The organism is Oceanobacillus kimchii X50, from assembly GCF_000340475.1.
Lineage (GTDB): Bacteria > Bacillota > Bacilli > Bacillales > Amphibacillaceae > Oceanobacillus > Oceanobacillus kimchii.
The window spans coordinates 2,162,559-2,188,862 of record NZ_CM001792.1 but is presented as its reverse complement, the minus strand read 5'-3'; the positions used below and the strand labels follow the sequence as shown (position 1 = coordinate 2,188,862).

General features: G+C 34.1%; 29 protein-coding genes and 2 other annotated features. Of the genes, 27 read left to right on the top strand and 2 right to left on the bottom strand.

Annotated elements, in window-relative coordinates; translation table 11 throughout:
• Positions 1 to 11: 11 nt before the first annotated feature.
• The 21 genes from mdh to C794_RS11375 all read left to right on the top strand — a co-directional run bounded on the left by mdh (position 12) and on the right by C794_RS11375 (position 21,226).
• The gene (gene mdh / locus C794_RS11475) at positions 12 to 950 is read left to right on the top strand and encodes a malate dehydrogenase (RefSeq protein ID WP_017797277.1); all 939 of its coding nucleotides are present in this window, start codon (positions 12 to 14) and stop codon (positions 948 to 950) included.
• A gap of 325 nt (positions 951 to 1,275) precedes the next feature.
• Positions 1,276 to 1,968, top strand: coding sequence for a response regulator transcription factor (locus C794_RS11470; protein ID WP_017797276.1), 693 nt, complete (start codon positions 1,276 to 1,278; stop codon positions 1,966 to 1,968).
• Positions 1,968 to 3,329, top strand: coding sequence for a two-component system histidine kinase PnpS (gene pnpS, locus C794_RS11465; protein ID WP_017797275.1), 1,362 nt, complete (start codon positions 1,968 to 1,970; stop codon positions 3,327 to 3,329). The genes C794_RS11470 and pnpS overlap by 1 nt, the downstream gene beginning before the upstream one ends.
• 148 nt (positions 3,330 to 3,477) lie before the next feature.
• On the top strand, positions 3,478 to 6,120 hold the full coding sequence (gene polA, locus C794_RS11460) for a DNA polymerase I (protein ID WP_017797274.1): 2,643 nt from the start codon (positions 3,478 to 3,480) through the stop codon (positions 6,118 to 6,120).
• A 13-nt stretch (positions 6,121 to 6,133) separates the two neighbouring features.
• Positions 6,134 to 6,979 carry a DNA-formamidopyrimidine glycosylase gene (gene mutM, locus C794_RS11455; RefSeq protein WP_017797273.1) on the top strand — a complete coding sequence of 282 codons (846 nt, stop codon included), beginning with the start codon at positions 6,134 to 6,136 and terminating at the stop codon, positions 6,977 to 6,979.
• On the top strand, positions 6,976 to 7,575 hold the full coding sequence (gene coaE, locus C794_RS11450) for a dephospho-CoA kinase (RefSeq protein ID WP_017797272.1): 600 nt from the start codon (positions 6,976 to 6,978) through the stop codon (positions 7,573 to 7,575). Before mutM ends, coaE begins: the two co-directional genes overlap by 4 nt.
• A gap of 220 nt (positions 7,576 to 7,795) precedes the next feature.
• Positions 7,796 to 8,827, top strand: a complete 1,032-nt coding sequence (locus C794_RS11445) for a glyceraldehyde-3-phosphate dehydrogenase (protein ID WP_017797271.1) — start codon at positions 7,796 to 7,798, stop codon at positions 8,825 to 8,827.
• Positions 8,828 to 9,227: 400 nt separating this feature from the next.
• The gene (locus C794_RS11440; RefSeq protein ID WP_017797270.1) at positions 9,228 to 9,614 is read left to right on the top strand and encodes a hypothetical protein; all 387 of its coding nucleotides are present in this window, start codon (positions 9,228 to 9,230) and stop codon (positions 9,612 to 9,614) included.
• A 19-nt stretch (positions 9,615 to 9,633) separates the two neighbouring features.
• Positions 9,634 to 10,107, top strand: a complete 474-nt coding sequence (nrdR, locus tag C794_RS11435; RefSeq protein ID WP_026133794.1) for a transcriptional regulator NrdR — start codon at positions 9,634 to 9,636, stop codon at positions 10,105 to 10,107.
• Between the two features lie 25 nt (positions 10,108 to 10,132).
• Entirely contained in the window at positions 10,133 to 11,467 is a 1,335-nt protein-coding gene (locus C794_RS11430; RefSeq protein ID WP_017797268.1) for a replication initiation and membrane attachment family protein, read from the top strand.
• A 25-nt stretch (positions 11,468 to 11,492) separates the two neighbouring features.
• The gene (gene dnaI, locus C794_RS11425) at positions 11,493 to 12,419 is read left to right on the top strand and encodes a primosomal protein DnaI (protein ID WP_017797267.1); all 927 of its coding nucleotides are present in this window, start codon (positions 11,493 to 11,495) and stop codon (positions 12,417 to 12,419) included.
• 169 nt (positions 12,420 to 12,588) lie between these two features.
• Entirely contained in the window at positions 12,589 to 13,434 is an 846-nt protein-coding gene (ytxC, locus tag C794_RS11420) for a putative sporulation protein YtxC (protein ID WP_230199348.1), read from the top strand.
• A gap of 55 nt (positions 13,435 to 13,489) precedes the next feature.
• Positions 13,490 to 13,725: a binding site (T-box leader), on the top strand.
• A gap of 53 nt (positions 13,726 to 13,778) precedes the next feature.
• Positions 13,779 to 15,719 carry a threonine--tRNA ligase gene (gene thrS / locus C794_RS11415; protein ID WP_017797265.1) on the top strand — a complete coding sequence of 647 codons (1,941 nt, stop codon included), beginning with the start codon at positions 13,779 to 13,781 and terminating at the stop codon, positions 15,717 to 15,719.
• 312 nt (positions 15,720 to 16,031) lie between these two features.
• Positions 16,032 to 17,540: a glycoside hydrolase family 10-like protein gene (locus tag C794_RS11410; RefSeq protein WP_017797264.1), complete on the top strand. Its 1,509-nt coding sequence runs from the start codon at positions 16,032 to 16,034 to the stop codon at positions 17,538 to 17,540.
• Positions 17,541 to 17,707: 167 nt separating this feature from the next.
• Positions 17,708 to 17,837 (top strand) — a sequence feature (ribosomal protein L20 leader region).
• Between the two features lie 66 nt (positions 17,838 to 17,903).
• Positions 17,904 to 18,410: a translation initiation factor IF-3 gene (gene infC / locus C794_RS11405; RefSeq protein ID WP_011066546.1), complete on the top strand. Its 507-nt coding sequence runs from the start codon at positions 17,904 to 17,906 to the stop codon at positions 18,408 to 18,410.
• A 33-nt stretch (positions 18,411 to 18,443) separates the two neighbouring features.
• Complete coding sequence (rpmI, locus tag C794_RS11400) at positions 18,444 to 18,638, top strand: 50S ribosomal protein L35 (protein ID WP_011066545.1); 195 nt, start codon at positions 18,444 to 18,446, stop codon at positions 18,636 to 18,638.
• Positions 18,639 to 18,678: 40 nt separating this feature from the next.
• Positions 18,679 to 19,035: a 50S ribosomal protein L20 gene (gene rplT / locus C794_RS11395; protein WP_017797263.1), complete on the top strand. Its 357-nt coding sequence runs from the start codon at positions 18,679 to 18,681 to the stop codon at positions 19,033 to 19,035.
• A 94-nt stretch (positions 19,036 to 19,129) separates the two neighbouring features.
• Positions 19,130 to 19,408, top strand: coding sequence for a DUF1294 domain-containing protein (locus C794_RS11390; RefSeq protein WP_017797262.1), 279 nt, complete (start codon positions 19,130 to 19,132; stop codon positions 19,406 to 19,408).
• 69 nt (positions 19,409 to 19,477) lie between these two features.
• A complete protein-coding gene (locus C794_RS11385; protein WP_017797261.1) occupies positions 19,478 to 20,086 on the top strand; it encodes a TVP38/TMEM64 family protein in 609 nt (202 codons plus the stop codon).
• A 67-nt stretch (positions 20,087 to 20,153) separates the two neighbouring features.
• Positions 20,154 to 20,924 (top strand): aminoglycoside adenylyltransferase domain-containing protein, encoded by a 771-nt coding sequence (locus C794_RS11380; RefSeq protein ID WP_017797260.1) that lies wholly within the window; start codon positions 20,154 to 20,156, stop codon positions 20,922 to 20,924.
• Between the two features lie 14 nt (positions 20,925 to 20,938).
• Complete coding sequence (locus tag C794_RS11375) at positions 20,939 to 21,226, top strand: TIGR04104 family putative zinc finger protein (RefSeq protein WP_017797259.1); 288 nt, start codon at positions 20,939 to 20,941, stop codon at positions 21,224 to 21,226.
• A 147-nt stretch (positions 21,227 to 21,373) separates the two neighbouring features.
• On the opposite strand, the gene C794_RS11370 is transcribed toward C794_RS11375, so the two are convergent.
• On the bottom strand, positions 21,374 to 21,763 hold the full coding sequence (locus C794_RS11370; protein WP_017797258.1) for a hypothetical protein: 390 nt from the start codon (positions 21,761 to 21,763) through the stop codon (positions 21,374 to 21,376).
• Positions 21,764 to 21,878: 115 nt separating this feature from the next.
• Here C794_RS11370 and C794_RS11365 point away from each other — a divergent pair, with 115 nt between their 5' ends.
• The 6 genes from C794_RS11365 to C794_RS20475 all read left to right on the top strand — a co-directional run bounded on the left by C794_RS11365 (position 21,879) and on the right by C794_RS20475 (position 25,563).
• Positions 21,879 to 22,367, top strand: coding sequence for a dUTP diphosphatase (locus C794_RS11365; RefSeq protein ID WP_017797257.1), 489 nt, complete (start codon positions 21,879 to 21,881; stop codon positions 22,365 to 22,367).
• Positions 22,368 to 22,391: 24 nt separating this feature from the next.
• Positions 22,392 to 23,477, top strand: coding sequence for a M42 family metallopeptidase (locus C794_RS11360; protein WP_017797256.1), 1,086 nt, complete (start codon positions 22,392 to 22,394; stop codon positions 23,475 to 23,477).
• Between the two features lie 330 nt (positions 23,478 to 23,807).
• Positions 23,808 to 24,791 carry a ring-cleaving dioxygenase gene (locus C794_RS11355; RefSeq protein ID WP_017797255.1) on the top strand — a complete coding sequence of 328 codons (984 nt, stop codon included), beginning with the start codon at positions 23,808 to 23,810 and terminating at the stop codon, positions 24,789 to 24,791.
• Between the two features lie 104 nt (positions 24,792 to 24,895).
• A complete protein-coding gene (locus C794_RS11350) occupies positions 24,896 to 25,120 on the top strand; it encodes a DUF1659 domain-containing protein (protein WP_017797254.1) in 225 nt (74 codons plus the stop codon).
• A gap of 32 nt (positions 25,121 to 25,152) precedes the next feature.
• The gene (locus C794_RS11345; RefSeq protein WP_017797253.1) at positions 25,153 to 25,368 is read left to right on the top strand and encodes a DUF2922 domain-containing protein; all 216 of its coding nucleotides are present in this window, start codon (positions 25,153 to 25,155) and stop codon (positions 25,366 to 25,368) included.
• Between the two features lie 60 nt (positions 25,369 to 25,428).
• Positions 25,429 to 25,563 (top strand): YvrJ family protein, encoded by a 135-nt coding sequence (locus C794_RS20475; protein ID WP_017797252.1) that lies wholly within the window; start codon positions 25,429 to 25,431, stop codon positions 25,561 to 25,563.
• Positions 25,564 to 25,638: 75 nt separating this feature from the next.
• On the opposite strand, the gene C794_RS21245 is transcribed toward C794_RS20475, so the two are convergent.
• The gene (locus C794_RS21245) at positions 25,639 to 26,253 is read right to left on the bottom strand and encodes a lytic transglycosylase domain-containing protein (protein ID WP_017797251.1); all 615 of its coding nucleotides are present in this window, start codon (positions 26,251 to 26,253) and stop codon (positions 25,639 to 25,641) included.
• Between the last annotated feature and the right edge of the window lie 51 nt (positions 26,254 to 26,304).

The window sequence follows — 26,304 nt, the reverse complement described above, 5'->3', positions numbered from 1 at the left end:
GAGAAATTACGATGGGTTTAAAACGTAAAAAGATATCAGTAATCGGTTCGGGTTTTACTGGTGCAACAACTGCTTTAATGGTCGCGCAGAAAGAATTAGGCGATGTTGTATTAGTTGATATACCTGATATGGAAGATCCTACAAAAGGAAAAGCGCTAGATATGGCAGAAGCTGCTCCTGTTCAAGGGTTTGATGCAAAAATTACTGGTACATCTAATTATGCTGATACAGAAGGTTCTGATCTAGTAATTATTACTGCTGGTATTGCTCGTAAGCCAGGAATGAGTCGTGATGATCTTGTAAATACAAATGCTAATATTATGAAGTCGGTTACAAAAGAAGTTGTGCAATATTCGCCAAATACAACTATTGTTGTATTAACTAATCCAGTGGATGCGATGACATATACAGTATTTAAAGAGTCCGGATTACCAAAAGAACGTGTAATTGGTCAATCGGGAATTTTAGATACCGCACGTTTCCGTACATTTGTAGCAGAAGAACTTAATCTTTCCGTCAAAGATGTAACTGGTTTTGTACTAGGCGGTCATGGTGACGACATGGTCCCGCTAATTCGTTATTCTTATGCTGGTGGAATCCCGTTAGAAAAATTAATTTCTAAAGACCGTTTAGACGAAATTGTTCAGCGTACTCGCACAGGAGGCGGAGAAATTGTTAATCTATTAGGTAACGGTAGTGCTTATTATGCACCGGCAGCTTCCTTAACTGTGATGGCAGAAGCGATATTAAAAGATCAACGTCGTGTATTACCTACGATTGCATATCTTGAAGGTGAATATGGATATCAAGATATCTATTTAGGTGTTCCAACCATTATAGGTGGAGAAGGAATTGAAGAAGTTATTGAGTTAGATTTAACAAAAGAAGAAAAGGCACAACTTGATAAATCTGCTGATTCTGTAAAAAATGTATTAAATGTACTTCAATAAACAAGTATAAGAAAACTGCTCTATAAGTCTACAAATAGACATATAGAGCAGTTTTTGCTCCTTTTAACTATTTACTAACATACATCAATTTCAAAATAATATATGTTTTATAAAACCGAATGTTGTTCTGTTTGATTTTCAATGCAGACAGTAGCTTTTTAGCAGGCATAGCTTCAACATACTAGTTTATCAATATCAAATACTCTTGAACCATGTTAAGTTTTTTTAACATTTTGTGATTCGTTATGCGTTGCTGGATAATAATGATAATATAGAAGTATGAGTTGGTAATAATTTGGGTATGGATATGCTAGGGGGACTATTGATGAGCAAACGAATATTAATCGTAGATGATGAAGAGTCTATTGTAACTTTACTAAAATACAATATGGAAAATTCTGGTTTTGAGACTGATGTTGCTTATAATGGACAAGACGCGATTAATAAGGCAGAGTCAAGCATGTATGATTTAATCGTATTGGACTTAATGCTTCCTGAAATTGATGGTATGGAAGTTTGTCGCACATTACGGATGAACCAAGTAAATACACCAATTCTTATGTTGACCGCAAAAGATGAAGAATTTGATAAAGTACTTGGTCTAGAAATGGGGGCAGATGATTATCTAACGAAACCATTTAGCCCTAAAGAAGTAATTGCTAGGGTGAAAGCAATTTTACGACGATCGCAATTATCTAATAACACCGGGTTTCACGTATTGAAAATTGGGGAACTAAGTATATATCCAGAAAGATACGAAGCGGAAATGAGTAATAATATCATTACATTCACTCGGAAAGAATTTGAATTGTTGTATCATCTAGCAAAACATAAAGGAAAGGTGATATCAAGGGATCAATTATTGAGTAGTGTATGGGATTATGATTTTATAGGAGACACACGAATCGTAGATGTTCACATTAGCCATCTTCGAGATAAAATAGAACCTAATTCTAAAAAGCCAGTATATATCAAAACTGTACGTGGCTTGGGCTATAAAATGGAGGAGCCTGTTTAATGAAAGTAATTTTTTCTAGAACGTTACTTCCAAGTATGATTATAACTATATTGAGTTTATTATTAACTGGTTGGCTGATTGTTCAAGCTGAGTCTAATTGGATTATGGTTGTTGCTGTATTAATAGTTCAATTTATGATAATCTCGATACTATTTATACAATTTTATAATCGTTATACAAGACCTATTGGAAAAGCTACAAAAACAGTAGATCGGCTTATAGAAGGAAACTATAGTGCTCGATTTTATAATGGTAATAGTCCGGAAATGGAAGAACTAAGTGTAAAAATCAATACATTAGCTAGAAATATGAGCGAAATTGCAATACAAGAACAAATGCAATCAGAACAATTAACAACAATTGTAGATAATATGCAAAGTGGATTAGTTTTAATTGATGAAAAAGGCTATGTCCATGTTGTAAATCGAAAGTTTCTTCAAATGTTTGGTGAGGAAGAAAGTAATTATAGAGGACATCTTTATTATGACGTGTTTGAAAATGAAAACGTACATGAAACAGTCCAGAAAACTTTTTTATATGAAGAAGCTGTTAAGGAATCGTTTGTTCATCGAGTGGGATTAAACAAAATTTACGTAGAAGTTGTTGGTGCACCGATTTTTAATGAGAGAAATATGTTAAAGGGTGCAGTACTAGTACTATACGATATTACTGAACTAAAAAAATTAGAGAATATGCGTAAGGACTTTGTAGCGAATGTATCCCATGAGCTTCGTACACCAATTACGTCTATTCGTGGTTTTGCTGAAACTTTATTAGACAATGAAATAGAGGATCCTGCTACGAAAGAATTTATGGAAATTATTTATAAAGAAAGTCATCGATTACAATTGTTAATTGAAGATTTACTTGCTCTTTCTAGATTAGAAAGAGAAGATTTTCGGTTATTAATAGATAGTTATGATGTGAAAAAAATGGTGGAAGAAATATTGCCGACACTTCAACAAAAGGCAGAAAAGAAAAATCTAACCTTCAATCTAGAAATTCCAGATCAACTGACAATGCGAGCGGATAAAGATCGTATGAAACAAGTGTTAATCAATTTGGTTGATAACTCGATTCATTATACACCAAGCGAAGGAGATATCTGCTTAACTATTTCAGAGGAAAAGGATGCTATCCATTTTCAAGTAAAAGATAGTGGAATTGGTATGGATGAGAAATCACAAACTAGAGTCTTTGAGCGATTTTACCGAGTAGATAAAGCAAGAAGTAGAAATACAGGTGGAACCGGTCTAGGCTTGGCAATTGTAAAGCATATTGTAGAAGTTCATAAAGGAAAAATAGATGTAGAGAGTACCTTGAACGAAGGGACTACTATTCATATCTATATACCAAAGTAAACGAAAAAGAGTTGACGTTGTATTAGATCGTCAGCTCTTTTTGTATTCGTAAAGTAAAGAAAACATGAAACTTACGTATTTTTTCCTTTTCTTGAATGAGAATGCTAAAATAGAGCTAAGGATTTAGAATGAGAGGATGGTATATCGAATGTCAAATAAGTTAGTGCTCATTGATGGTAACAGTATTATCTATCGAGCCTTTTTTGCGCTACCTTTGCTAAATAATGATAAAGGTATTTATACCAATGGAGTATATGGATTTACTACAATGCTATTGCGTATTCTAGAAGAAGAGAAACCAACACATATGTTAGTAGCTTTTGATGCGGGTAAGACAACATTTCGTCATTCAACATATAAAGAATACAAAGGTGGACGTCAAAAAACCCCACCTGAGCTTTCTGAACAATTTCCTGTTCTTAAAGAATTACTGGATGCTTTCTCTATTAAATATTATCAGCTTGACCAATATGAAGCTGACGATATTATCGGTACTTTATCTAAACAAGCAGATAAAAAAGATTGGGAAGTTACAGTAATTTCAGGAGATAAAGATTTATTGCAACTTGTTTCTGAACAAGTAACTGTAAGTGTTACGAAAAAAGGAATTAGTGATATTGAAAAATATACTCCATCCTACATGATGGAGAAAATGGAGATAGCTCCAAACCAGATTATCCATTTAAAAGCCTTAATGGGTGATAGTTCAGATAATATTCCAGGCGTTCCTGGAGTAGGAGAAAAAACTGCTACAAAATTACTTAAACAATATGATAGTCTTGAAAATGTTTACGAGCACCTAGATGAAGTATCTGGAAAAAAATTAAAAGAGAACCTGACCAATCATCGCGAAGATGCCTTTATGAGTAAGGAATTAGTAACGATTAATCGTGATTCACCTATAGATGTGTCGCTTGAAAACATACCGTATAATGGATTTCAATCTACGACAGTAATTCAAATGTTTAAGGATCTTGGTTTTCAATCACTGTTATCTCGAGTTAGTGAAGATACAGGGAATGACTTCGAAGAACCTAAAAAAGAGATGGAGTCTATTAAGTTTGAAGTTGTGGAGAATGTAACGAAAGAAATATTTACGGATAGTGATGCGGTGTATATTGAAATGCTTGGTGAGAATTATCACCTTATTCCAATTGAAGGAGTAGCTGTTGTTAATAAGGAGAAGGCTTCTTTTATCCCGACAGATATTGCGCTAAAATCTGATATATTTAAAGCATGGGCAGAGAATCCACAAAAAAATAAAATTGTTTTTGATGCGAAAAGAACTAAAGTTGCCTTGCTTCGCAACAAAATAAATATGCAAGGAATTATTTTTGATTCCCTCCTAGCATCTTATCTATTAAATCCGTCTGAGAATAATCATGATATACCAGCAATTGCTAATCGAAAAGGTAGAACGGATGTTCAATTTGACGAAGAGGTATTTGGAAAAGGTGCAAAACAAAAAGTTCCTAAAGCTGAAGTTTTGAATGAGCATGTTGTTCGTAAAACACAATTATTATATGATCTCTATCCCGAAATGGAAGAAGAACTTGGTAATAATGAACAATATGATTTATTAAAAGAATTAGAAATGCCATTAGCACTTATCCTAGCTGAGGTAGAACACTATGGTGTTCAAGTAGATATTGATAAGTTAAAAGGGATGGGTGAAGATTTAAAGAAAAGACTAGATGCGCTTGAACAAGAAGTTTATGAACTAGCCGGAGAGACATTTAATCTAAACTCTCCTAAACAGCTGGGACCAATCTTGTTTGAAAAATTAGGATTACCTGTTATTAAAAAAACGAAGACAGGTTATTCTACTGCTGCAGATGTATTAGAACAACTTGAAAATGAACATGAAATTATACCAAAACTGTTATTGTATCGCCAATTAGGAAAACTACAGTCAACTTATATTGAGGGATTATTAAAGGTTGTGCGTAAAGATACAAGTCGAATTCATACAAGATTTAACCAAGCTTTAACCCAGACAGGTAGGTTGAGTTCGATTGAACCAAACTTACAAAATATACCTATTCGTCTCGAAGAAGGTAGAAAAATTAGACAAGCTTTCGTACCTTCTAAAGAAAAATGGATTATGTTTGCTGCTGATTATTCTCAAATTGAGCTTCGTGTTTTAGCACATATAGCAGGAGACGAAAAACTAATTAAAGCATTTAAAGAAGATACTGATATCCATACGCAGACTGCAATGGATGTGTTTCATGTAGAAGCAGACGAAGTAACATCAAATATGCGAAGGCAGGCGAAAGCAGTAAATTTTGGTATTGTTTACGGTATAAGTGACTATGGTTTATCACAAAACCTCGGAATTACTCGTAAGGAAGCGAAAAAATTTATAGAGAGGTATTTCAATAGTTATCCTGGTGTAAAAAGTTATATGGATGAAATTGTACAAGAAGCAAAGCATAAAGGGTTTGTATCAACAATTATGAAGCGGAGAAGATACTTGCCAGATATTACAAGTAGAAACTTTAATATGCGTAGTTTTGCGGAGCGTACAGCAATGAATACCCCTATCCAAGGTAGTGCTGCAGATATTATAAAAAAAGCAATGATTGATCTTGATCATCGACTGAAAGAAGAAGATTTACAAGCAAAAGTATTATTACAAGTACACGATGAGCTTATCTTAGAAGCACCAGAAAATGAAATAGACAAATTAAAGGAAATAGTGCCCGATGTAATGGAACGCACTGTGGAATTGGATGTTCCTTTAAAAGTTGACTATTCCTTTGGAAAAAGCTGGTTTGATGCAAAGTAAGGAGAAGAAATAAATGCCTGAATTACCTGAAGTAGAAACTATAAAGGAAACATTGAAACTTTTTGTATGTAATAAAACAATCAAACATATTGATATTGAGTGGCCAAATATAATTAAATATCCAGACGATGTTGAGGAATTTAAAGCATTAGTTACAGATCAAACAATCCGCTCGGTGGGGAGAAAAGGAAAATTTCTTTTGTTCTATCTAGATGAACATGTAGTTATCTCCCATTTGCGAATGGAAGGGAAGTATAGTGTTCATTCACCAGGCGATCCAGTAAAAAAGCATACGCATGTAACGTTCTACTTTTCAAATGGAGAAGAATTACGTTATAACGATGTTCGGAAATTCGGGACAATGCATGTCTATCCAATTGGTGAAGAGTTTATGCATAAACCATTAAGTCAACTTGGTCCTGATCCATTCGATAATTCGTTTAATTTAGATTACTTTTATGAAAAATTAAAGCGTACTGATCGATATGTAAAAACAGCTTTGTTAGATCAATCAATCGTTACTGGACTAGGAAATATTTATGTGGATGAGACTTTGTTTCGAGCAAATATTCATCCCTTAAAACGCTGCAGTAAATTGACAAAACAGGAAGTGAAAAAGTTACAAATAAATGCAAAAGAAACATTACAAGATGCTATTAAAGCTGGAGGTACCACTATTCGTAGCTATGTAAATACCCAAGGGGATATGGGGATGTTTCAGCAAGATTTATTTGTTTATGGACAAGATTCCAAACCGTGTAGAGTTTGTGGAGCAGATATTATTAAAATGAAGGTTGGTGGAAGAGGAACCCACCTATGTCCAACTTGCCAACCGAATAAACAAGGTGTGAGAAAATGACAGTAGTTATCGGTTTAACAGGTGGAATAGCAAGCGGTAAAAGTACGGTCTCATCAATGTTTCAAGCAAAGAATTTTCCTGTAATTGATGCAGATTTAATTGCACGAGAAGTAGTTGAGCCAGGAGAAAGAGCATATGATCAAGTTGTAGAAGCATTTGGGAAAGAGATTATTAAAGATGATCATAAGATAAATCGTCCCAAATTAGGATCAATTATTTTTACAGATGAAGATAAAAGAAAGCAACTAAATGCGATAGTTCACCCAGCTGTACGAAGTCGGATGCTATCCATACGAGATGATTATATCAAGAAAGGCATGCCTTGTATTGTGTTAGATATTCCTTTGCTATTTGAAAGTAACTTAACTCATCTCGTAGATAAAACATTAGTTGTTTATGTAGATGAAGATGTACAACTTTCACGATTGATGAAGAGAAATGGTTATAGTGAAAAAGAAGCTTCCGATCGGATAAAAGCACAAATGCCTCTAAAAGAAAAGGCTAATTTAGCAGATATCTTTATTGATAATAATCATTCAATAGAAGAGACGAAAGTACAGTTAGACCAAGTTTTACAAACATGGGGTATTGGTTGATTAATTCAACAGAGTAACTTGTGAGGATCAACGTTCACAAGTTACTCTGTTTTCTAATAGATAAAAAGTTATTTATATAGCTCGTTGGGCTATAATGATAACATAATATATAGAAGAAATGCCTCTTTTTCATTATTTTCAACACAATAATGATTATTTGTGTTATACTAATTTTGCATAATGGATTATGAGTATATCATAATTAGGGGGATTATTTCTTATGAATACAAAACGTATCGCAATTACTGGATTTGGACGAATAGGACGAATGATTTTTCGACAAGCAATACAAAATGATCAGTTTGAAGTAGTCGCTATCAATGCTGGTTACCCATCTGAGACATTAGCACATATGGTGAAATATGATAGTGTACATGGAATTTTTGACGGAGAAGTGAAAGCGCTTGAAGGTTATTTAGAAATAGATGGAAAAAAAGTAAAAATCGTTAACAATAGACAGCCTGAACTTCTTCCTTGGGAACAGTTGGACATTGATATTGTTATAGAAGCTACTGGGAAATTCAACTCAAAAGAAGAAGCGGGATTGCATATTAAAGCAGGAGCAAAAAAAGTAATTATCACTGCTCCAGGAAAGCAAGTAGATAAAACAATTGTTATGGGAGTAAATGAAGCTGAATATATTCCTGAAAGAGATGATGTAATTTCGAATGCTTCATGTACAACAAATTGTTTGGCACCGGTTGTAAAAGTTATTGATGATCATTTTACGATAAAAAATGGATTAATGACTACAGTCCATGCTTTTACGAATGATCAAAAGAATCTAGATAATCCACATAAAGATTTACGAAGGGCAAGAGGATGTACACAATCAATTATTCCAACTACAACAGGAGCTGCAAAGGCGCTCGGAGAAGTTTTGCCGCATTTAAATGGAAAATTACATGGGATGGCTTTAAGGGTACCTACGCCTAACGTATCTTTGGTTGATTTGGTAATCGATCTAGAAGAGAGTGTTACAGTCGAACAATTAAATCGATTATTTAAAGATGCATCAAAAGGATATATGAAAGGAGTATTGGAATACTCTGATGAACCTCTTGTATCAATTGATTATACAACAAGTGAATTCTCCGCTATTATTGATGGATTATCTACCATTGTAATGGAGGAAACCAAAATAAAAGTAATTGCTTGGTATGATAATGAATGGGGATATTCTAAACGTGTTCTTGATTTAGCTCTTTATGTGGGAGACCGTTTGGAAAAAGGAATGAAAGTATCGTCATAATCAAGATCTATTTATAAAACAAAGCATAGACTGAAGATATCTTGGAAGTTTAATTAAATGAATGGAATGGACAATAGAAGGGTTAAGTTAATTTCTCCCTTGATATTGTCCTTTTTTATATTGCTTAAAAAATGCATACTAAACGAACTAACTCCTGTTCATAGAATAAGATTGAATCTAGTTTGAAAGTGTGTGTTGATTTAATGAATTCATTTTCTTCACTTAATCTGTGAACTAACTGCCTGTTGACACTCTAATCTGTTTATTGTTAAAATCTTAATTTGTTACTTTATATAATATCCCTACTTTATTTAACTAGAGCATTTGTTAAAAACATGTTAAAATAATAGAATAATAATTAGTTATACTAATTCTATGAACGTATGAGGTGTGTTTCTAAATGTCAATCGGCTATAAGATAAGGAAGTTTTTTAGTAATCATGTAGAAACAAAAGATCGTCATGAGGATAAAAAGTTGCAGACCCATTACTATAAAGCAAGCAAAGATTCCGTAATGAAAGTCATTGAAACCTATTTTCAATCGAAAGATACATATTCTATCAATGCTGTTTCTAAGGAGCATGGTGAGATAAGTGCAACAACCAAAAAAGGCAAGAGAGTCTTTGTAGTTGCAACTATTATTATGGTGCGCCCTTATCATACTGCTGTTGATTTTTCTGTGACTACAGAAAGTTTATTGCAAATAGATTTTGGACACAGTTCTAAAGTTATTCAAGAATTATATGAACATATGAATAAAGAACTTCAACTAATTACGGAACATTAAAGAATGGGGTTGAACAATGATGCGATGTTCCAATTGTGAAAATAAAAATACAAAAGTCTTGGACTCTCGACCGATAGAAGAAGGAAGAGCAATTAGGCGACGTAGAGAATGTGAACGGTGTGGCTTTCGGTTTACTACTTTTGAACGAATTGAAGAAGTTCCTTTAATTGTGGTTAAGAAAGATGGCGTGCGTCAAGAATTTTCGCGTGAAAAACTAACTCGTGGCCTTATTCGAGCGTGTGAAAAAAGACCAGTTGCTTTAGAAACCATAGAAAGTATAGCGTTGGAAGTGGAAAAGAAATTACGGAATGCAGGAAACCCAGAAGTTTCAAGTAACTCCATTGGTGAAATGGTAATGGAACTTTTATCCAAAGTAGATGAAGTTTCGTATGTACGTTTTGCATCTGTATATCGCCAATTTAAGGATATAACTGTATTTTTAGATGAATTAAAAGATATTATTAATACGGATAAATCGATGAAAGATAAATGAAAAAGTCGAAAGGGTGTGTGTTTACATGAACTTTATAGGGAAGATTCTCCCTATTGATGGGTATTATGTTATGAAAAAAGAACATTTACCTGTTGATTACGGCGTTTCACTTACTCAATTATATCAACCATTAATTGGTATTTATGCTGTTTCTTTGTATCACACTCTGTTGCACGATTCAAATATCCATGCTCATGTATCCCCACAAACACATCACACACTAATGAATAACCTTAATCTTTCATTGGATGAAATTTACCGATCTCGTTTGAAATTGGAAGGGATAGGTTTACTAAAAACATATAAATATAATGAAGATAATCGTGATTTTTATACATATGAATTGTTAAGTCCATATGCTCCAAATGATTTCTTTAAAGATGATATGTTGTCGCAATTACTATTACATCATATTGGAGATCAAAAGTATGATATGTTATTTTCTCATTATGTTCCTAATGAACGTGAATATGGAGAAGAAATCACGGTTGATTTTAGCGATGTCTTTCAAACAGTAACACCTACAGAAAAAGTAGCTAGAATTGAAAATTATAATAGTCAAAATAATTCTGTAAAACATGATGTTCCGATGGATTTTAGTTGGATAGAACAGATGTTAAACAAGCGAATGATACCCGCTAATCAAGTATTAACAACTGATACGAAGCGTCTGATTTACCAAATGAAAGTATTATATAATTTGGATAGTCATGAGATTGAACGTGCGTGTCAATATGCTATCAATGAATCATATCAATTTAATCAAAAAGAGTTCAAAGCAGCGTGCCATGATATTTTTCGTTCAAAAAATAATCAACAGTCCGTACGTCTATCTGAAAAAAACAACCTAGATAAGTCGTATGAAGTGACGAAACCCAAAACGAAAAAAGAACAGTTAATTTACGAATTAGAAAGAATATCACCGACTCAATTATTGAAAGATTTATCAAGAGGTAATGATGCTTCAGATCAAGATATTAAAGTAATAGAGTCTGTAATGACAAAACAAGATTTACCTGCACCAGTAATGAATGTACTTATTCATTATGTATTATTACAATCTAATATGAAACTTTCAAAAGCATATTTAGAAAAAATTGCTAGTCATTGGTCTCGGCTGAACCTTCAAACAGCAAGTGATGCAATGAATTTCGCTAGGCAGGAACAACAGAAAGCTCAATCTAAAGTTAAGAAGAATAACTATACGAGACAGCGCCAGACTGCAACTAAGGAAGTTATTCCTGATTGGTTTAAGGAACGGAAAAACAAATCACAGGTAACTTCTGAAAATCCAAACTCTTCGATGGAAGACCAAGAAAAAATAGCATCTAGGTTAAAACAATATTTAAATGAAAATTAATAAAGGTGTATAAGGGTGGTTAAGTGTGAAACCGATACAATCAGAATTGAAAGCATGGATGAAAAAAAACGAAAATTTCCAAACAAGTTATCAAAACATCCGAAAAGAAGTATTAGATGACCCATCCATAAAGCATTTTTTAACTAGCCACCCAGAGTTAACTAGTGAAATTATTGATAAACATTTAATAAAATTATATGAATATAAGTCTCAATCCAAGCAATGTGATCGATGCAAATCGCTTGGTGGATGTCAGAATATGATACAAGGATATTCTCCCGTTTTGGAGGCTGACAAAAATGAGATTCGGTTAAGTTATGAAAAATGCCACAAAAGATTGGAAGAAGAGCAAAATGAACAGCAGCAAAAGCTGATTCAAAGTCTTTATATGCCGAAAGAAATTCTTCAAGCAAGAATATCTGAGGTTATTCAAGATGAGCACCGATCAAATGCATTGGCGAAAGTTCTGGATTTTTTAGAAGCTTCAAAACAAGAGTTACCCAAAAAAGGACTCTATCTATACGGATCGTTTGGAGTCGGAAAGACTTATCTATTAGGTGCAATTGCTAATGAACTTAAAAAACTCCAATACTCAATTTCATTAATATATATGCCGGAGTTTGTCCGTGAAATTAAGTCATCATTTAAAAATGATTCATTCAATGAAAAAATAGATTTTTTTAAAAAAGCTGATGTATTGATGTTGGATGATATGGGAGCTGAGATGCAATCTGCTTGGTTCCGTGATGAAGTATTAGGTTCAGTATTACAGTACCGTATGATGGAAGGATTACCAGTTTTTATTACATCTAATTATGACTTAGATCAACTAGAACAAGAATTATCTACAACAAGGAATGGAGTAGAACAAGTTAAAGCAGGAAGAATTATTGAGCGGATTAAACAAGTTACCACAGATGTGAAGTTGAATGGTCCGAATCGTCGTGGCTAATGAGTACCTTTTATTGAACTCTACTAAAGCAGTTCAATAAAGGTATTTTTTAATACATTCATACCTTTTTTCGTAAAACCATTTGCTAGTTTGAGTAGTTTATTCATTTTTTTAAATGGTTGTCCATATAATGTAACAGTTCGGTTGTGGATGAGGGTGATATGTATTGGTGGAAGTATTTTTTGAATTAGACAAAGAAGTGGTAAGTTTTTGTGAATCTGTCTTTCGTAGAAATAGAAAGATGGAATTAAATTGGAAAACAAATGAAGATTGGGGAAATCATTTAACGATTGATGAAATATTACCTGCTGAAGATCTTCGTAAAACGATAAGTCAAGCGATGGCAGATGTAGTATTAACACATCGTTTAGGTAATATGATTCGAAAAATGATAAAAGAGTACTATTATACGGAACAAGAAGAAATCGAACGTATACATGATCTCACCAATTGGATTTTGACGGGGGAGGACGAGGATAGTAAGCATTTACGAAATAATAAAGATATTCATGGACTACTGACAAATTTGTTTGTAGAAAATATTGAAATTAATTCGGAAATTCATTTCGATTCATTAGTGAACTTTCGTTTATTACCTTTCCGGGATGAAATTAGAAGATGTGTCGGAGATGCAATTGATGAGTTTAGAAGAGAAGAAGATCATCAAGCATTTATTGATATGTTACGTGCCTACATACAAAAGAAAGATGTTGGTATGGAAATTATTCATATTATGCAAGGTGATACATTCCAGTTTTATTATGATAATGGGAAACAATTATCGCGGCTTGAGTTAAGAATGCTAATGCGTGAAGAACCATTATATGTTGTAGGATTACATGATAATGAATTTAATCTAGCTCCACTAATTGCTATGGGACCAAAGAAAATTAAAATTTATGGAGATGATCCATCAGAACCGAAAACATTAACGGTTATTAATGTCTTCCAAGAAAAGGTGGATTTTGAACCAACCCGCAATTTTCCTTTTTCTTACTATTTAAAAAATGATTAGACAGGCTTGATTTTCTGATATGAAAGGTCTATAATACGAATAAATGACTGTATATTTATTCGTGATGATAAGGACAAGATTATTTATATTTCATAATCTAGAGAAGGAATCCATTGGCTGAAAGATACCTTTATGAGATAAGTAATTACCACCTTGGAGCTTTGTTGGTGAATTTTTAGTAATCAGCAACGTATTTCTGCGTTAAAGATGTAATGAAGCTATCCAGATAGTTAGTAAGTTATGGATAGGAATTAGGGTGGAACCACGTCGTTACCAACGCTCGTCCCTTTGCATTAGTGCAAAGAGATGGGCGTTTTTTAATTTATTGAAAAAGGAGAATGAACATGGCAGATTTATCGATTATTTTTCCTGATGGTTCAGAGAAGCTATTTCCAGTTGGTACCACTGGTGAAGATATAGCAGCTTCCATATCACCAGGGTTAAAAAAACAAGCACTTGCAATCAAACTTGATGGTGAACTAGTCGACCTACGAAGAGAATTATCATCAGGTGGAAGCATAGAAATTATCACATATAAAAACAATGAGGGACTTGAAGTGTTACGCCATTCAAGTGCTCACTTATTAGCTCAGGCAATAAAGCGTTTATTTAACGATGTAAAACTTGGTGTTGGTCCTGTTATTGAAGAAGGATTTTACTATGATATTGATATGGAACACAAATTAACTCCTGAAGATTTACCTAAGATTGAAAAAGAGATGAAGCGTATAGTCGATGAAAACCTCGAAATTAAAAGGGTAGAAGTTTCTCGTCAACAAGCTCAAGAAATGTTCAAGGAAATTGGCGATGATTTAAAATTAGAACTTATCGACGCTATTCCGGAAAATGAACAGGTTACTATTTATAAACAAGGGGAGTTTTTTGATTTATGTCGTGGAATTCATGTACCTTCTACAAGTAAGATTAAAGCATTTAAGTTATTGAGTATTTCCGGTGCATATTGGCGTGGAGATAGTAATAATAAACAATTACAACGAATTTATGGTACTGCTTTTGAGAAAAAAGGACAATTAGAAGAACATTTGCAAATTCTAGAGGAACGTAAAGAAAGAGATCATCGTAAATTAGGAAAAGAATTAGGAATATTTACGGTCTCACAAAAAGTTGGACAAGGCTTACCACTTTGGTTACCGAAAGGAGCAACCATTCGCCGTAATGTAGAGCGTTATATCGTTGATTTAGAAGAAAGATTAGGATATAGCCATGTTTATACACCAGTACTAGGAAATGTTGAACTGTATAAAACAAGTGGACATTGGGACCACTATCAGGACGATATGTTTCCAACAATGGAGATGGATAACGAGGAACTGGTACTACGTCCAATGAACTGTCCTCACCACATGATGGTATTTAAAAACCAGCTTTGGAGTTATCGTAATTTACCAGTTCGAATCGCTGAACTAGGAACGATGCATCGACATGAAATGAGTGGTGCATTAGCTGGACTTCAACGTGTACGAGCAATGACATTAAATGACGCACATATATTTGCTCGACCTGATCAATTGAAAGAGGAATTTATTCGAGTAGTAGAATTAGTACAACATGTGTATAAAGATTTCGGTATTGATGATTACTATTTCCGGTTATCTTATCGTGATCCTGAAGATAAAGAGAAGTATGTTGATAAGGACGAGATGTGGGAAAAAGCACAATCAATGTTGAAAGAAACAATGGAAGATATGAATTTGGAATATGTAGAAGCAGAAGGAGAAGCTGCATTTTATGGTCCAAAATTAGATGTACAAGTCAAAACTGCTCTAGGTAAAGATGAAACTTTATCGACAGTTCAATTAGATTTCCATCTGCCAGAGCGATTTGACCTTACGTATATTGGGGAAGACGGTAATCAACATCGTCCAGTAGTTATTCATCGCGGAGTAGTATCAACAATGGAACGATTTGTTGCCTTCTTAATTGAAGAATATAAAGGTGCTTTTCCAACTTGGCTTGCACCGGTACAAGTGAAAATAATTCCAGTTTCATTACAAGCTCATTTAGATTATGCGAAGCGTATTGAAGAAAAGCTTCGGTACCAAGGAATTCGTGTAGAATTAGATGAACGTGATGAGAAAATTGGATATAAAATTCGAGAAGCACAGACACAAAAAGTTCCATTCGCTCTAGTATTAGGAGACAAAGAAATGGAAAGTAACAGTGTTAATTATCGTAGGTACGGAGAACAAGATACGGAGACATTGGAATTTGATCAATTCTTAAAGCTAATCAAAGAAGAAGTTGATAATAAGAAGATTAAATAAGAATTAGCAATGGGGAATATATTATTTATTATAAAAGCTGAACTGTAACGAAATGTTATTTATTTTCGTTGCAGTTTTGTTTTTTAATAAAATATATTAAAGGTCAAAGTGCCCAACAATAGAGAATTAAAAGCAACTTTTGGCACTTATTTACAATAGAAGGAAGTAGTAAACTAAAAATTAATAAGGAAAAGATGTTTTCTCTCGCATTCAACAAGAAACGAACGTCTTCTAGAGCGGTAGAAATAGACACTAATCTAGAGGAGGTGAGTGGTAAGGGTATTGGATTAAAATTATAGGAGGAGAGAAAACATGAAACAAATAAAGACAAAGGGAGTTATTGTTGTATTTGTTATGTTGATTGCGATGTCTAGCCTCACTCTTACACCTTTTACCACCGCAGAAGCTTCTTTACAAAAAGAAAATCCATTTATACGAGCTTTTTGGGTACAAGCTTTTGAACCTGGCTTAAAAACTCCAGAAGAAATTGATGAACTAGTTAAAGATGTTGATGATGCTAATATGAATACAATTATTGCACAAGTGAGCAGAAGACATGATGCGTATTATTATAGTGATGTATTACCATTTACAGAAGATCCTTCAGTTCCAGAAGGATTCGATCCATTAGGTTACTTATTAACCAAGGCACATGAAAAAGGAATCGAAGTACATGCTTGGGTAGTTGTAGGTCCAATGTGGCATAGCGTATATGGTGGTGCTCCATCAGATCCAACACATATTTGGAATCTACATGGTCCGGACGCGGTAGAAGATAAATGGGTAACGGAAGATTATAATGGTACTGTTCCGTACTGGCAGCCTTATCTTGACCTTGGGCATCCTGACGCGAGAAATCATGTAGTTGAAATGGTAAATGATATTGCTCGGAATTACGAGGTTGATGGTGTTCATTTGGATTACATCCGTTACCCGGAAGACGGGAAGGGTTACAATGCTACTTCGTTAGCACGGTTTCATGAAGAGACAGGTCGATCTGATCGACCAACAGTAAATGATCAAGAATGGATCGCTTGGAAAGTAGAACAAATTGACTCATTAATCAAACGCGTATACACGGAGCTTATGACAGTTGATGCTGATGTAGAGTTAACTGCAGCAGTTTTATCATGGGGATTTCATAATCCGAGTAAAACGAATTGGTGGGATATGGATCCTGTTCAGCGAGCACATCAGAATTGGAAGGAATGGGTTCAGGAAGGTTATCTAGACTACGCTTATGTCATGAATTACGATAGTGATGCAGATCCACGCAGGGCCATACGTTATGATCAATGGATTGAATGGCAAAAAGATTTACCGAGAAATCGAGGCATAATAATTGGGCCAGCACTCTATTTAAATACGATATCGGATAGTATGGATCAAATTCATCGTGCGTTAGCACCATCTGTCAATGGTAATATGGCAGAAGGGGTAAGTCCCTACGTATATAATATTTGGAGCAATGATGGACTTCCTCAATCTTCACTGATTAAATCGCTTTATTTGCCAACAGAACATAATGAAGGAAGGCCACCATTTGAAATACCGACAAAGTTGCCAGATCCTTCATGGCGTCAGGGAAATCATGGACATCTATTAGGCCAGCTTGCTACTGAACAATCTGCAAAAGAAGTTATACTCCGACGTGGCAAAAATGGAAAAATAATTAAAACATTAGAAACAGATGCAAATGGTTATTTTGTGATTACTGATCTCTCACCAGGGAATTATTTTATCCACAATAAGAATAGTGAAGAACGAACAAAAGTACAAATTAAAAAGCAGCATGTAACGGAAATTCTTCTCAAAGATTAGAAGAAAGCCATGAGATAGAACGGCTTCGTTCTATCTCATGTAATTTATAAAAGTGATTGACAGTATTGCCATGACGTGATAATCTATGATAGTTGTATAAAAACTAGTGAGGCTGTATTGACGTCATAGACGAGATATGGTACACTATAAAAGTTAATAAAATGATCTAAGACAAGTAGAAGCACCCGCTTCTCACCTGATTGACACCGATTATGGTAGTTGACTGGTTCCAACCTTTTATTTAAGTGTATTTGGAGATGTGTGGGTGCAAGTATGTACCGACACTTTTTTAATTGCATAAAATAAGCTTGTCAAATAGATCAGTAACAATAATTTCGGAGGTGGCTGGCTATTAGCAAGGATATGAACGTCAATGAAAAGATTCGTGCTAGAGAAGTACGACTTATCGACTCAAACGGTGATCAGCTTGGAGTAAAATCGCGTCAGGAAGCATTGGATATTGCAACAACAAGAAATCTTGACTTAGTACTAGTAGCTCCAAATGCAAAACCGCCAGTATGTCGTATCATGGACTACGGTAAATATCGTTTCGAGCAACAGAAAAAAGAAAAAGAAGCTCGTAAAAAGCAAAAAGTCATTAATGTAAAAGAGGTTCGTTTCACACCAGGAATTGGTGACCATGATTTTGAGACAAAATTGAAAAACGCTCGCAAGTTCCTTGAAAAAGGCGATAAAGTAAAAGCTGCAGTGCGTTTCCGTGGTCGTGCGATTACCCATAAAGAACTTGGACGTGAAGTGTTAGACCGTTTCGCTGAGGAAGTAAAAGACCTTGGTACGATTGAAACAAAACCTAAAATGGAAGGCCGTAATATGTTTATGATGGTCGCACCAATTAATGAAAAAAATTAATACGTAACAGTAGATAACTAGGAGGAATGAATTATGCCTAAAATGAAAACTCATAAAGGAACAGCAAAACGTTTTAAGAAAACGGGTTCTGGAAAAGTAAAAAGATCTCATGCATACACTAGTCACATGTTTGCAAACAAATCACAAAAACAAAAACGTAAATTACGTAAAAGTGCACTTGTTTCTTCTGGAGATTATAAGCGCATTAAAGATATGCTACCAAAATAATACAATCGTAGAAATGGAAATGAATTAGGAGGGATTTCTTATGCCACGTGTAAAAGGTGGAACAGTAACGCGTCAACGTCGTAAACGCGTATTAAAATTAGCAAAAGGTTACTATGGTTCTAAAAGAACTCTATTTAAAACAGCAAAACAGCAAGTAATTAAATCTGGTCAGTATGCTTATCGTGACCGCAGACAGAAAAAACGCGACTTCCGTAAATTATGGATTACACGTATTAACGCTGCTGCTCGTATGCATGATATTTCTTACAGCAAATTAATGCACGGATTAAAAGTTGCTGGAATTGATATTAACCGTAAAATGCTTTCTGACCTTGCAATTAGCGATGAAAAAGCATTTGGACAGTTAGTATCTCAAGCAAAAGATGCTTTAAAATAATAGTTTGATAAAGACCGGATCCAACTAGGATCGGTCTTTTTTTAAACGGACATATTGTGTTTTACTAATATAGTATAGGAAGGTAAGGTGTGCAATGGAAGAATGGGGTAGTATATTATATTATTTAGTGGCGGCGAATATTATTGGATTTGTAATGATGTACATAGATAAAAAGAAGGCTGTGCGTAGACATTATCGAATTCCAGAAAGGACGTTTTGGTTACTAGGAATCATAGGTGGAAGTGTTGGTATATATATAGGCATGCAATCATTTCGACATAAAACGAAACATCGATCGTTTACAATTGGAATGCCTGTCCTTATCGTTATTAATGTGATTAGTTTTAGCTGGATTCTACTTTTTATGTCATAAAGGCTCGTCTACTGTCATATAGATATATAGAACCTTGTATAATTAGAGGAACGACAGAGGAGGTGGAGGATGGAATATATAGGAAATTATTTATTTTCTATTGTTGAAATGGGAGGAGTTCTCTCACCGCTTTTATTTATTATATTTCATTTATTTAGACCGCTATTATTTTTACCTGTTGTGTTTATATGTATTTCAGGCGGAGTATTGTTTGGTCCCGTAGCAGGTTCGATTTATTCAATTATAGGTATTACACTTTCAAGCCTACTGTTCTATGGTTTAATGGGATGGACGCCAAAGTCTGTTCAACGGTTGATTGGAGTTAAGCAAAAGCTGTTAGGTAAACATGCGAAATTGACTAAATCTCAGATTACTTTATTACGATTGGTTCCATTTATACATTTCCATCTGTTATCCCTATGTCTTATTGAAATAAGTAATGGGTTTAAAGATTATGCGCGATCATCATTGTTTTCAAGCATACCATTAGCAATGGTGTATACTTCAATCGGAGGCTGGATATCCAATTTGAATCCAATGTTCATCGGAATATTATTAGTTGCTTTATTACCGATGCTGTATTTATTGAGAAGAAAAGAAATCATTATCAAATGGCAAGAATTTTTCTCCGTACCTGACTCTCAACAACACACTTCATTAACCCGATCTCCTTCATAAACACACGTGAATCTACGTGTGTTTTTTGTTATAGTAAATATATACATATTAAGGTGGAAGTGGTGGGATGGAATTAGAATTAATACTGGATGTGATAAAGACTCGAATTACACAAATTTTGCATAAAAAACTAGAAGGAATTTATTTACATGGATCTATCGTATTAGGTGGATTTCAAAAAAATAAAAGTGATATTGATCTAATTATTATTATAAATCAACCCTTGTACTTACATGAAAAACATGGATTACTATCATACTTTTTATCACAATCAATGACTCCTTATCCGATTGAAGTTTCTGTTTTAGAAAAGAGTAGGTTGGAAAATTGGAGGCATCCTAGTACCTACGATTTCCATTATAGTGAATATTGGAGAGATTTTTATCAAAACACTCCAATTAGCAAAATAAACACACATCTAAAGGAAGTCCATACCGATTCAGATTTAGCTGCTCATTTGACTATTGTAGTCAATTCAGGACGGTGTTTATATGGAGAGGAAATAGGGCAACTGTTTACTACTATACCAAAAAAAGATTATCTTCTATCATTACAAGGAGAATTTAATGATTGTTTAAAATCAATAAGAGAAAAGCCGGTTTATTGTATTCTTAGTTTACTTCGTATTGAATACTATTTAGTTTTTGCTAAAATTATATCAAAACAAGAAGCAGCATTATGGGGAGTAAATGGGAATCACTCGCATTCAAAAAAGTTATTAAAAAAAATTAAATATGCATATGAAAATGAGAATAGAAATATTAAAATTTCATTGGAGGAGCTAGATGAGCTAAGAAAAGAATTTTACATTTTTTGTTCTCAATTTTCGAACGATTGAAGGAGGAATAAAAGATGGAGTTGCCACGCTGTTGGAATTGTAATCATCAATTTGTCTGGAAAGATTTATGTTTTCGTATTAAACCATGTCCATCATGTGGAGAATCACAGTATCTGACAAAAGGAAGTAGAAATAAAGCTTTGCTGTTCACTCCCATTTGTTCGATATTTATAGTGGCTATGATAATACTCGATATAAATAATATTATTACTGCTTGTATAACAGGAGTATTACTATTAGCAATATATACCATTTGTCCATTTATTTATCAGTTTACAGACAGGGAACAACCATTTATATAACCCAAATGTTAATTATCCCCGTATGTAACGGGCAGTATTATCTCTACTTCAAGAAGATGAGTATTAGCCAAAGAGGATTAACGAAGGACAAACTGCCCGTAATACAATACTTTTAGCTAAGAATTCTACTAACTCCACTAAGGTTTACTATTTTGATGATTGTAAAACCTTATTAATAGGGTGCTTCCAAGTGATCGCCGCATAGGGATAGTGAAAAATAATCTCTTCTTCTATAAAATATAAATCTTCTCTAGAAAGACCTTGAAGTTGATGTGGGTCTTTAACAGTAACATGTATATCCACTACTTCAAATTTATTATCCGTAGTACCTAAGTACTTTTCTCCTTCAAACAAACACCCCATATACGTGAGTTGAAAATTTTTTTTATCATTTTGTTCCTCATCTAATATATAAAATTGTTTATTTTTTTGAGCAAGCTTTAACTTGCGTTCCGGTTTACGTAAGTATTGTACAAGTGTATAAATAAGCAGTGCTATTGCTATTATTAGTAATATACGAAAGCTAATCACTAGCATGTAATCTACTCCTAGTTATTGTTTTTATAGTATACGTTTTAAACGAATGGAAGGTTTCACTATTATTATAATTTCATGATACAATAAATGAAAGTGAGAAGAAGGAGGGTTCAGTTTGGATTGGATAGCATTATTTAATATGCAAAAACAACTAGATTCCTATATAGAAGAAAATCATGGCTTACTAAAAGCAGATTTATTCGATAAAAAGATCTTAGCATTATTAGTTGAGTTAGGAGAACTAGCTAATGAGACTAGATGCTTTAAGTTTTGGAGTAAAAAGCCAAGAAATAATCAAACTGTAATTTTAGAAGAATATGTAGATGTCATCCATTTTCTAATGTCCATTGGTATTAACAAAGGCTATGATAGCTTTGATAGTAAAACTAATCAACTTATAGATCGCTCTGAAGTAGATCAGTTTCAGATTGTTTATGAACAGACGATAATGTACAAAAATTCACCGACAAAAGCTAATTATGAGCAACTTTTCTCATCATGCATAGACCTTGGAAATTTATTAGGTTTTTCAGAAGAAGATATTCAACATGCATATCTTGAAAAAAACGAGATAAATTATAAAAGGCAAAATCAAGGATATTAATCTGTTAAAAGGAGAAAACTACATATGGCTAAATTAGATGATACGTTAACAATGTTAAAAGAACTTACCGATGCTAAAGGAATCCCTGGCAATGAAAAAGAGGTTCGCGAAGTATTCGAGAAATATATCGCACCTTATTCTGATGATGTATCGATGGATAACTTAGGAAGCTCTATTGCTAAAAAAGTCGGCGATGTCAGTGGACCGAAAATTATGATTGCAGGGCATATGGATGAAATTGGTATGATGGTTACTCGTATCGATGACAATGGCTTTATTTATTTCCAAACTGTTGGAGGCTGGTGGAATCAAGTAATGCTAGCTCAACGAGTTACTATTATGGGTGACAAAGGTGATGTAACTGGAGTGATCGGATCAAAACCTCCTCATGTATTATCAGCTGAAGCAAGAAAAAAACCATATCAAATTAAGGATATGTTTATTGATGTTGGAGCAACTAATAAGGATGAGGTGGAATCATTTGGTATCAAACCAGGGCATTCTATTGTACCTTATTTTGAATTTACTCCAATGAAGAATGAAAAAATGTTGATGGCAAAAGCTTGGGATAATCGCATTGGGCTAGCGATTGCAATCGATGTCCTAAAACAATTAAAAGACGAAAAACATCCAAATACCGTGTATGGCGTGGGAACCATTCAAGAAGAGATCGGATTAAGAGGTGCCCGTACATCTGCTCATGCTATACAACCTGATATTGGATTTGGCGTTGATGTTGGGATTGCTGGAGATACACCAGGAATTTCAAAGCATGATGCGGATAACAAGCTAGGAGAAGGTCCTCAAATTGTATTATATGATGCGTCAATGGTCTCTCATAAAGGATTACGTGATTTAGTAGTACAAACGGCAGAAGATAATCAAATCCCTTATCAATTTACATCGATGGCTGGTGGAGGAACAGACTCAGGATCTATTCATCTAACGGGAAATGGAGTACCGTCTTTATCGATAACTGTTGCAACACGATATATACATTCACACGCAGGAATATTGCATCGTGATGATTATGAGAATGCAGTTAAGTTAATTGTAGAAGTAGTTAAAAAACTTGATCAGAAGACTTTAGAAAATATTCGATTATCTTAATAATGTGAGTCAGGAAAACTTAGAGTGATTTAGCTCTAAGTTTTCTTTTTAATATCATAAGATGTTTGTATGAAATTCGAATGTTACTCAAGACGCGATTCTATGACCTTGAGTGAAAGTAATTATCGGTTTCCCGCCTTACCGAGATTTCTGAATCTCAAAGAAAAATTTGACCAATGTCGGAACCTCCCTTAAAAAACAGGGGAGCATCAATGTATATCTAAAGTTCGCACTCAATTTTTTCTCGAGATAATTGACAGATGTAATTTAAATTGGTATATTATAATTAATTAAAGATAATTTAATTAAGAGTAAAAGAGGAGGATTTTTATGAATCCAATTAGAGGTATGCATCATGTAACTGCCATCACAAGTAGTGCAGAAAAAAACTATGAATTTTTCACGTATATTCTTGGTATGCGTTTAGTTAAAAAAACAGTAAATCAAGATGATATACAAACCTATCATTTATTTTTTGCAGATGATGAAGGGAATGCTGGTACGGATATGACATTTTTTGACTTTCCTGGTATACCAAAAGGGTCCCACGGTACAAATGAGATATACAAAACTTCATTTAGAGTTCCTAGCGATGACGCATTAGATTATTGGGTTAAGCGATTTAATCGTCTGGAGATCAATCATTCTGGAATTCAAGAACATTTTGGAGTACAGACATTGTCTTTCTCTGATTTTGATGACCAGCAATACCAGCTCGTATCCGATGAAACAAATAAAGGTGCAAAAACAGGAATTGCATGGAAAGGTGGTCCGATACCTTTAGAATATGCAATTGTAGGTTTAGGTCCTATAGTAGTAAGAGTGGCACAATATGATTTCTTCAAGGAAATCTTAGAGAAAGTATTTCAGTATAAAGAAGTAATGAAAGAAGGATCAGAGTATCTTTTTGAAATTGGCCAAGGTGGTAACGGAGCGCAACTAATAGTTGAACATAATACGGATCTTCCAATGGCAAGACAAGGATACGGAACTGTGCACCATGCTGCTTTATGTGTTGATGAGCAAAGTGACATATATGAATGGGATAATCATATTAAATCATTTGGATTACAAACTTCAGGTTTCGTAGATCGCTTTTTCTTCCAGTCCTTATATACTCGAGTAGCTCCACAAATACTTTTTGAATTGGCTACTAAGGGACCAGGGTTTATGGGAGATGAGCCTTATGAAACACTTGGTGAAAAACTTTCGTTACCTCCATTCCTCGAATCAGAGCGAGACAAAATTGAAAGCATGGTTCGTCCTATAAATACAACTCGTAGTACTAAAACAATTGAAAAAGAATATGAATAAGTCTTTCATAAAAAAGATAATCTCAGGTTTTGAGATTATCTTTTTTCTTCCCTCCTTTTTTTAATTGCATTCGATTATATGTATGAGGGAAGGAGGTGTTATATATGGCAGTAGTAGATTTAGTGGATTCAATGTTACAACTAACTTTCAATGAAGGAGTAGACCCGGAATCAGGTGAGCCAATTTTAGCGTATAAGCGTTTTAATCAAGTGAAGATGGAAGCAAATCATGAACAACTTTACAATGTTGCGACAGCATTTGCTGGATTACAGGAACATACGTTATACCAAGTAAGTCGACGAGATATATCGGACATTTATCAAAGTTAATCTAGAATTAAAATGAAAAGGGAGGGGAAAGTATGCGAAGGTTAGAGCTTAAATTTACGAATCAACTAGGCAGGGTTGTCACTTATTCACTTGATCAGCCAATTGAACCAGTTGATACAAATGCTATTAATGAGGCCATGGATACAATTATAAGTGAAAATGCTTTCACATCAAGTGGAGGAGACTTACTCGAGAAGCATAGCGCAAGAATAGTAGAACGTACAGTAGAAGATATTGAATTAGGTTAATAATATTCGGACCAGTAAAATGCTGGTCCTTTCCTTATTACAAGTGGAGGTGATAGTCATATGGATGCTTGGGTCTCTTTTTTTACCGATGTCGGTTTTCCAATTGCGGTTACGTTTTATCTTCTTCACCGTATTGAAGGAAAGCTTAATCAATTAATTGAAACGATCCATTCTCTTCCTGATAAGCTCCATTAATCAAAAAAAGCTGTCCAATCTCAAAAAAATGGACAGCTTATTGCTTGGTTAACGGATTCCATAAATAAATATAAATTACACTTGTGAAGATTGCATTACTTTTGATACATATGCTGTAGTTTCACGAAACGGAGGAATTCCTTGATATTTATCAACATTTCCTGGGCCAGCATTATAAGCAGCTAACGCTAATTGAATATTGCCGTTATAGCGTTGTAACATTTGACTAAGATATTTTGTTCCTGCGTTAATATTCTGAGCAGGATCATAAGCATTTGTAACACCTAGACCTGCTGCAGTTTGTGGCATTAATTGCATTAATCCTTGAGCACCTGCTGAACTAGTAGCATTTGGATTATAGTTAGATTCATGTTTAATTACCGCATGAATTAGTCTTTCGTCCACTCCATACTTTTGACTAGCGTTTGATATTAATTGTTGATAAGATGACACACTAGGGTTGTTCGTAGTTATAGATGAAATGTCTGTTGTATTTAAAGATGATTGCATATTATAAGGGATAGAAACCAAATTTGATCCAAAATCCAAACTTGTTCTTTTCTCTGCTTCGTTTATTTTTTCTAATAATAATTGTTGAAATGATACTCCTAAAGAATCAGTAGGATTACTTGTTTGTAGAGATGACATCACTTGATAAGGCATCATTTGCTGAAGACCATTTATATCCACTTCATCACATCCGTTTTTCTATTCTATTAATTCTATTTTAGCGGTTTATAG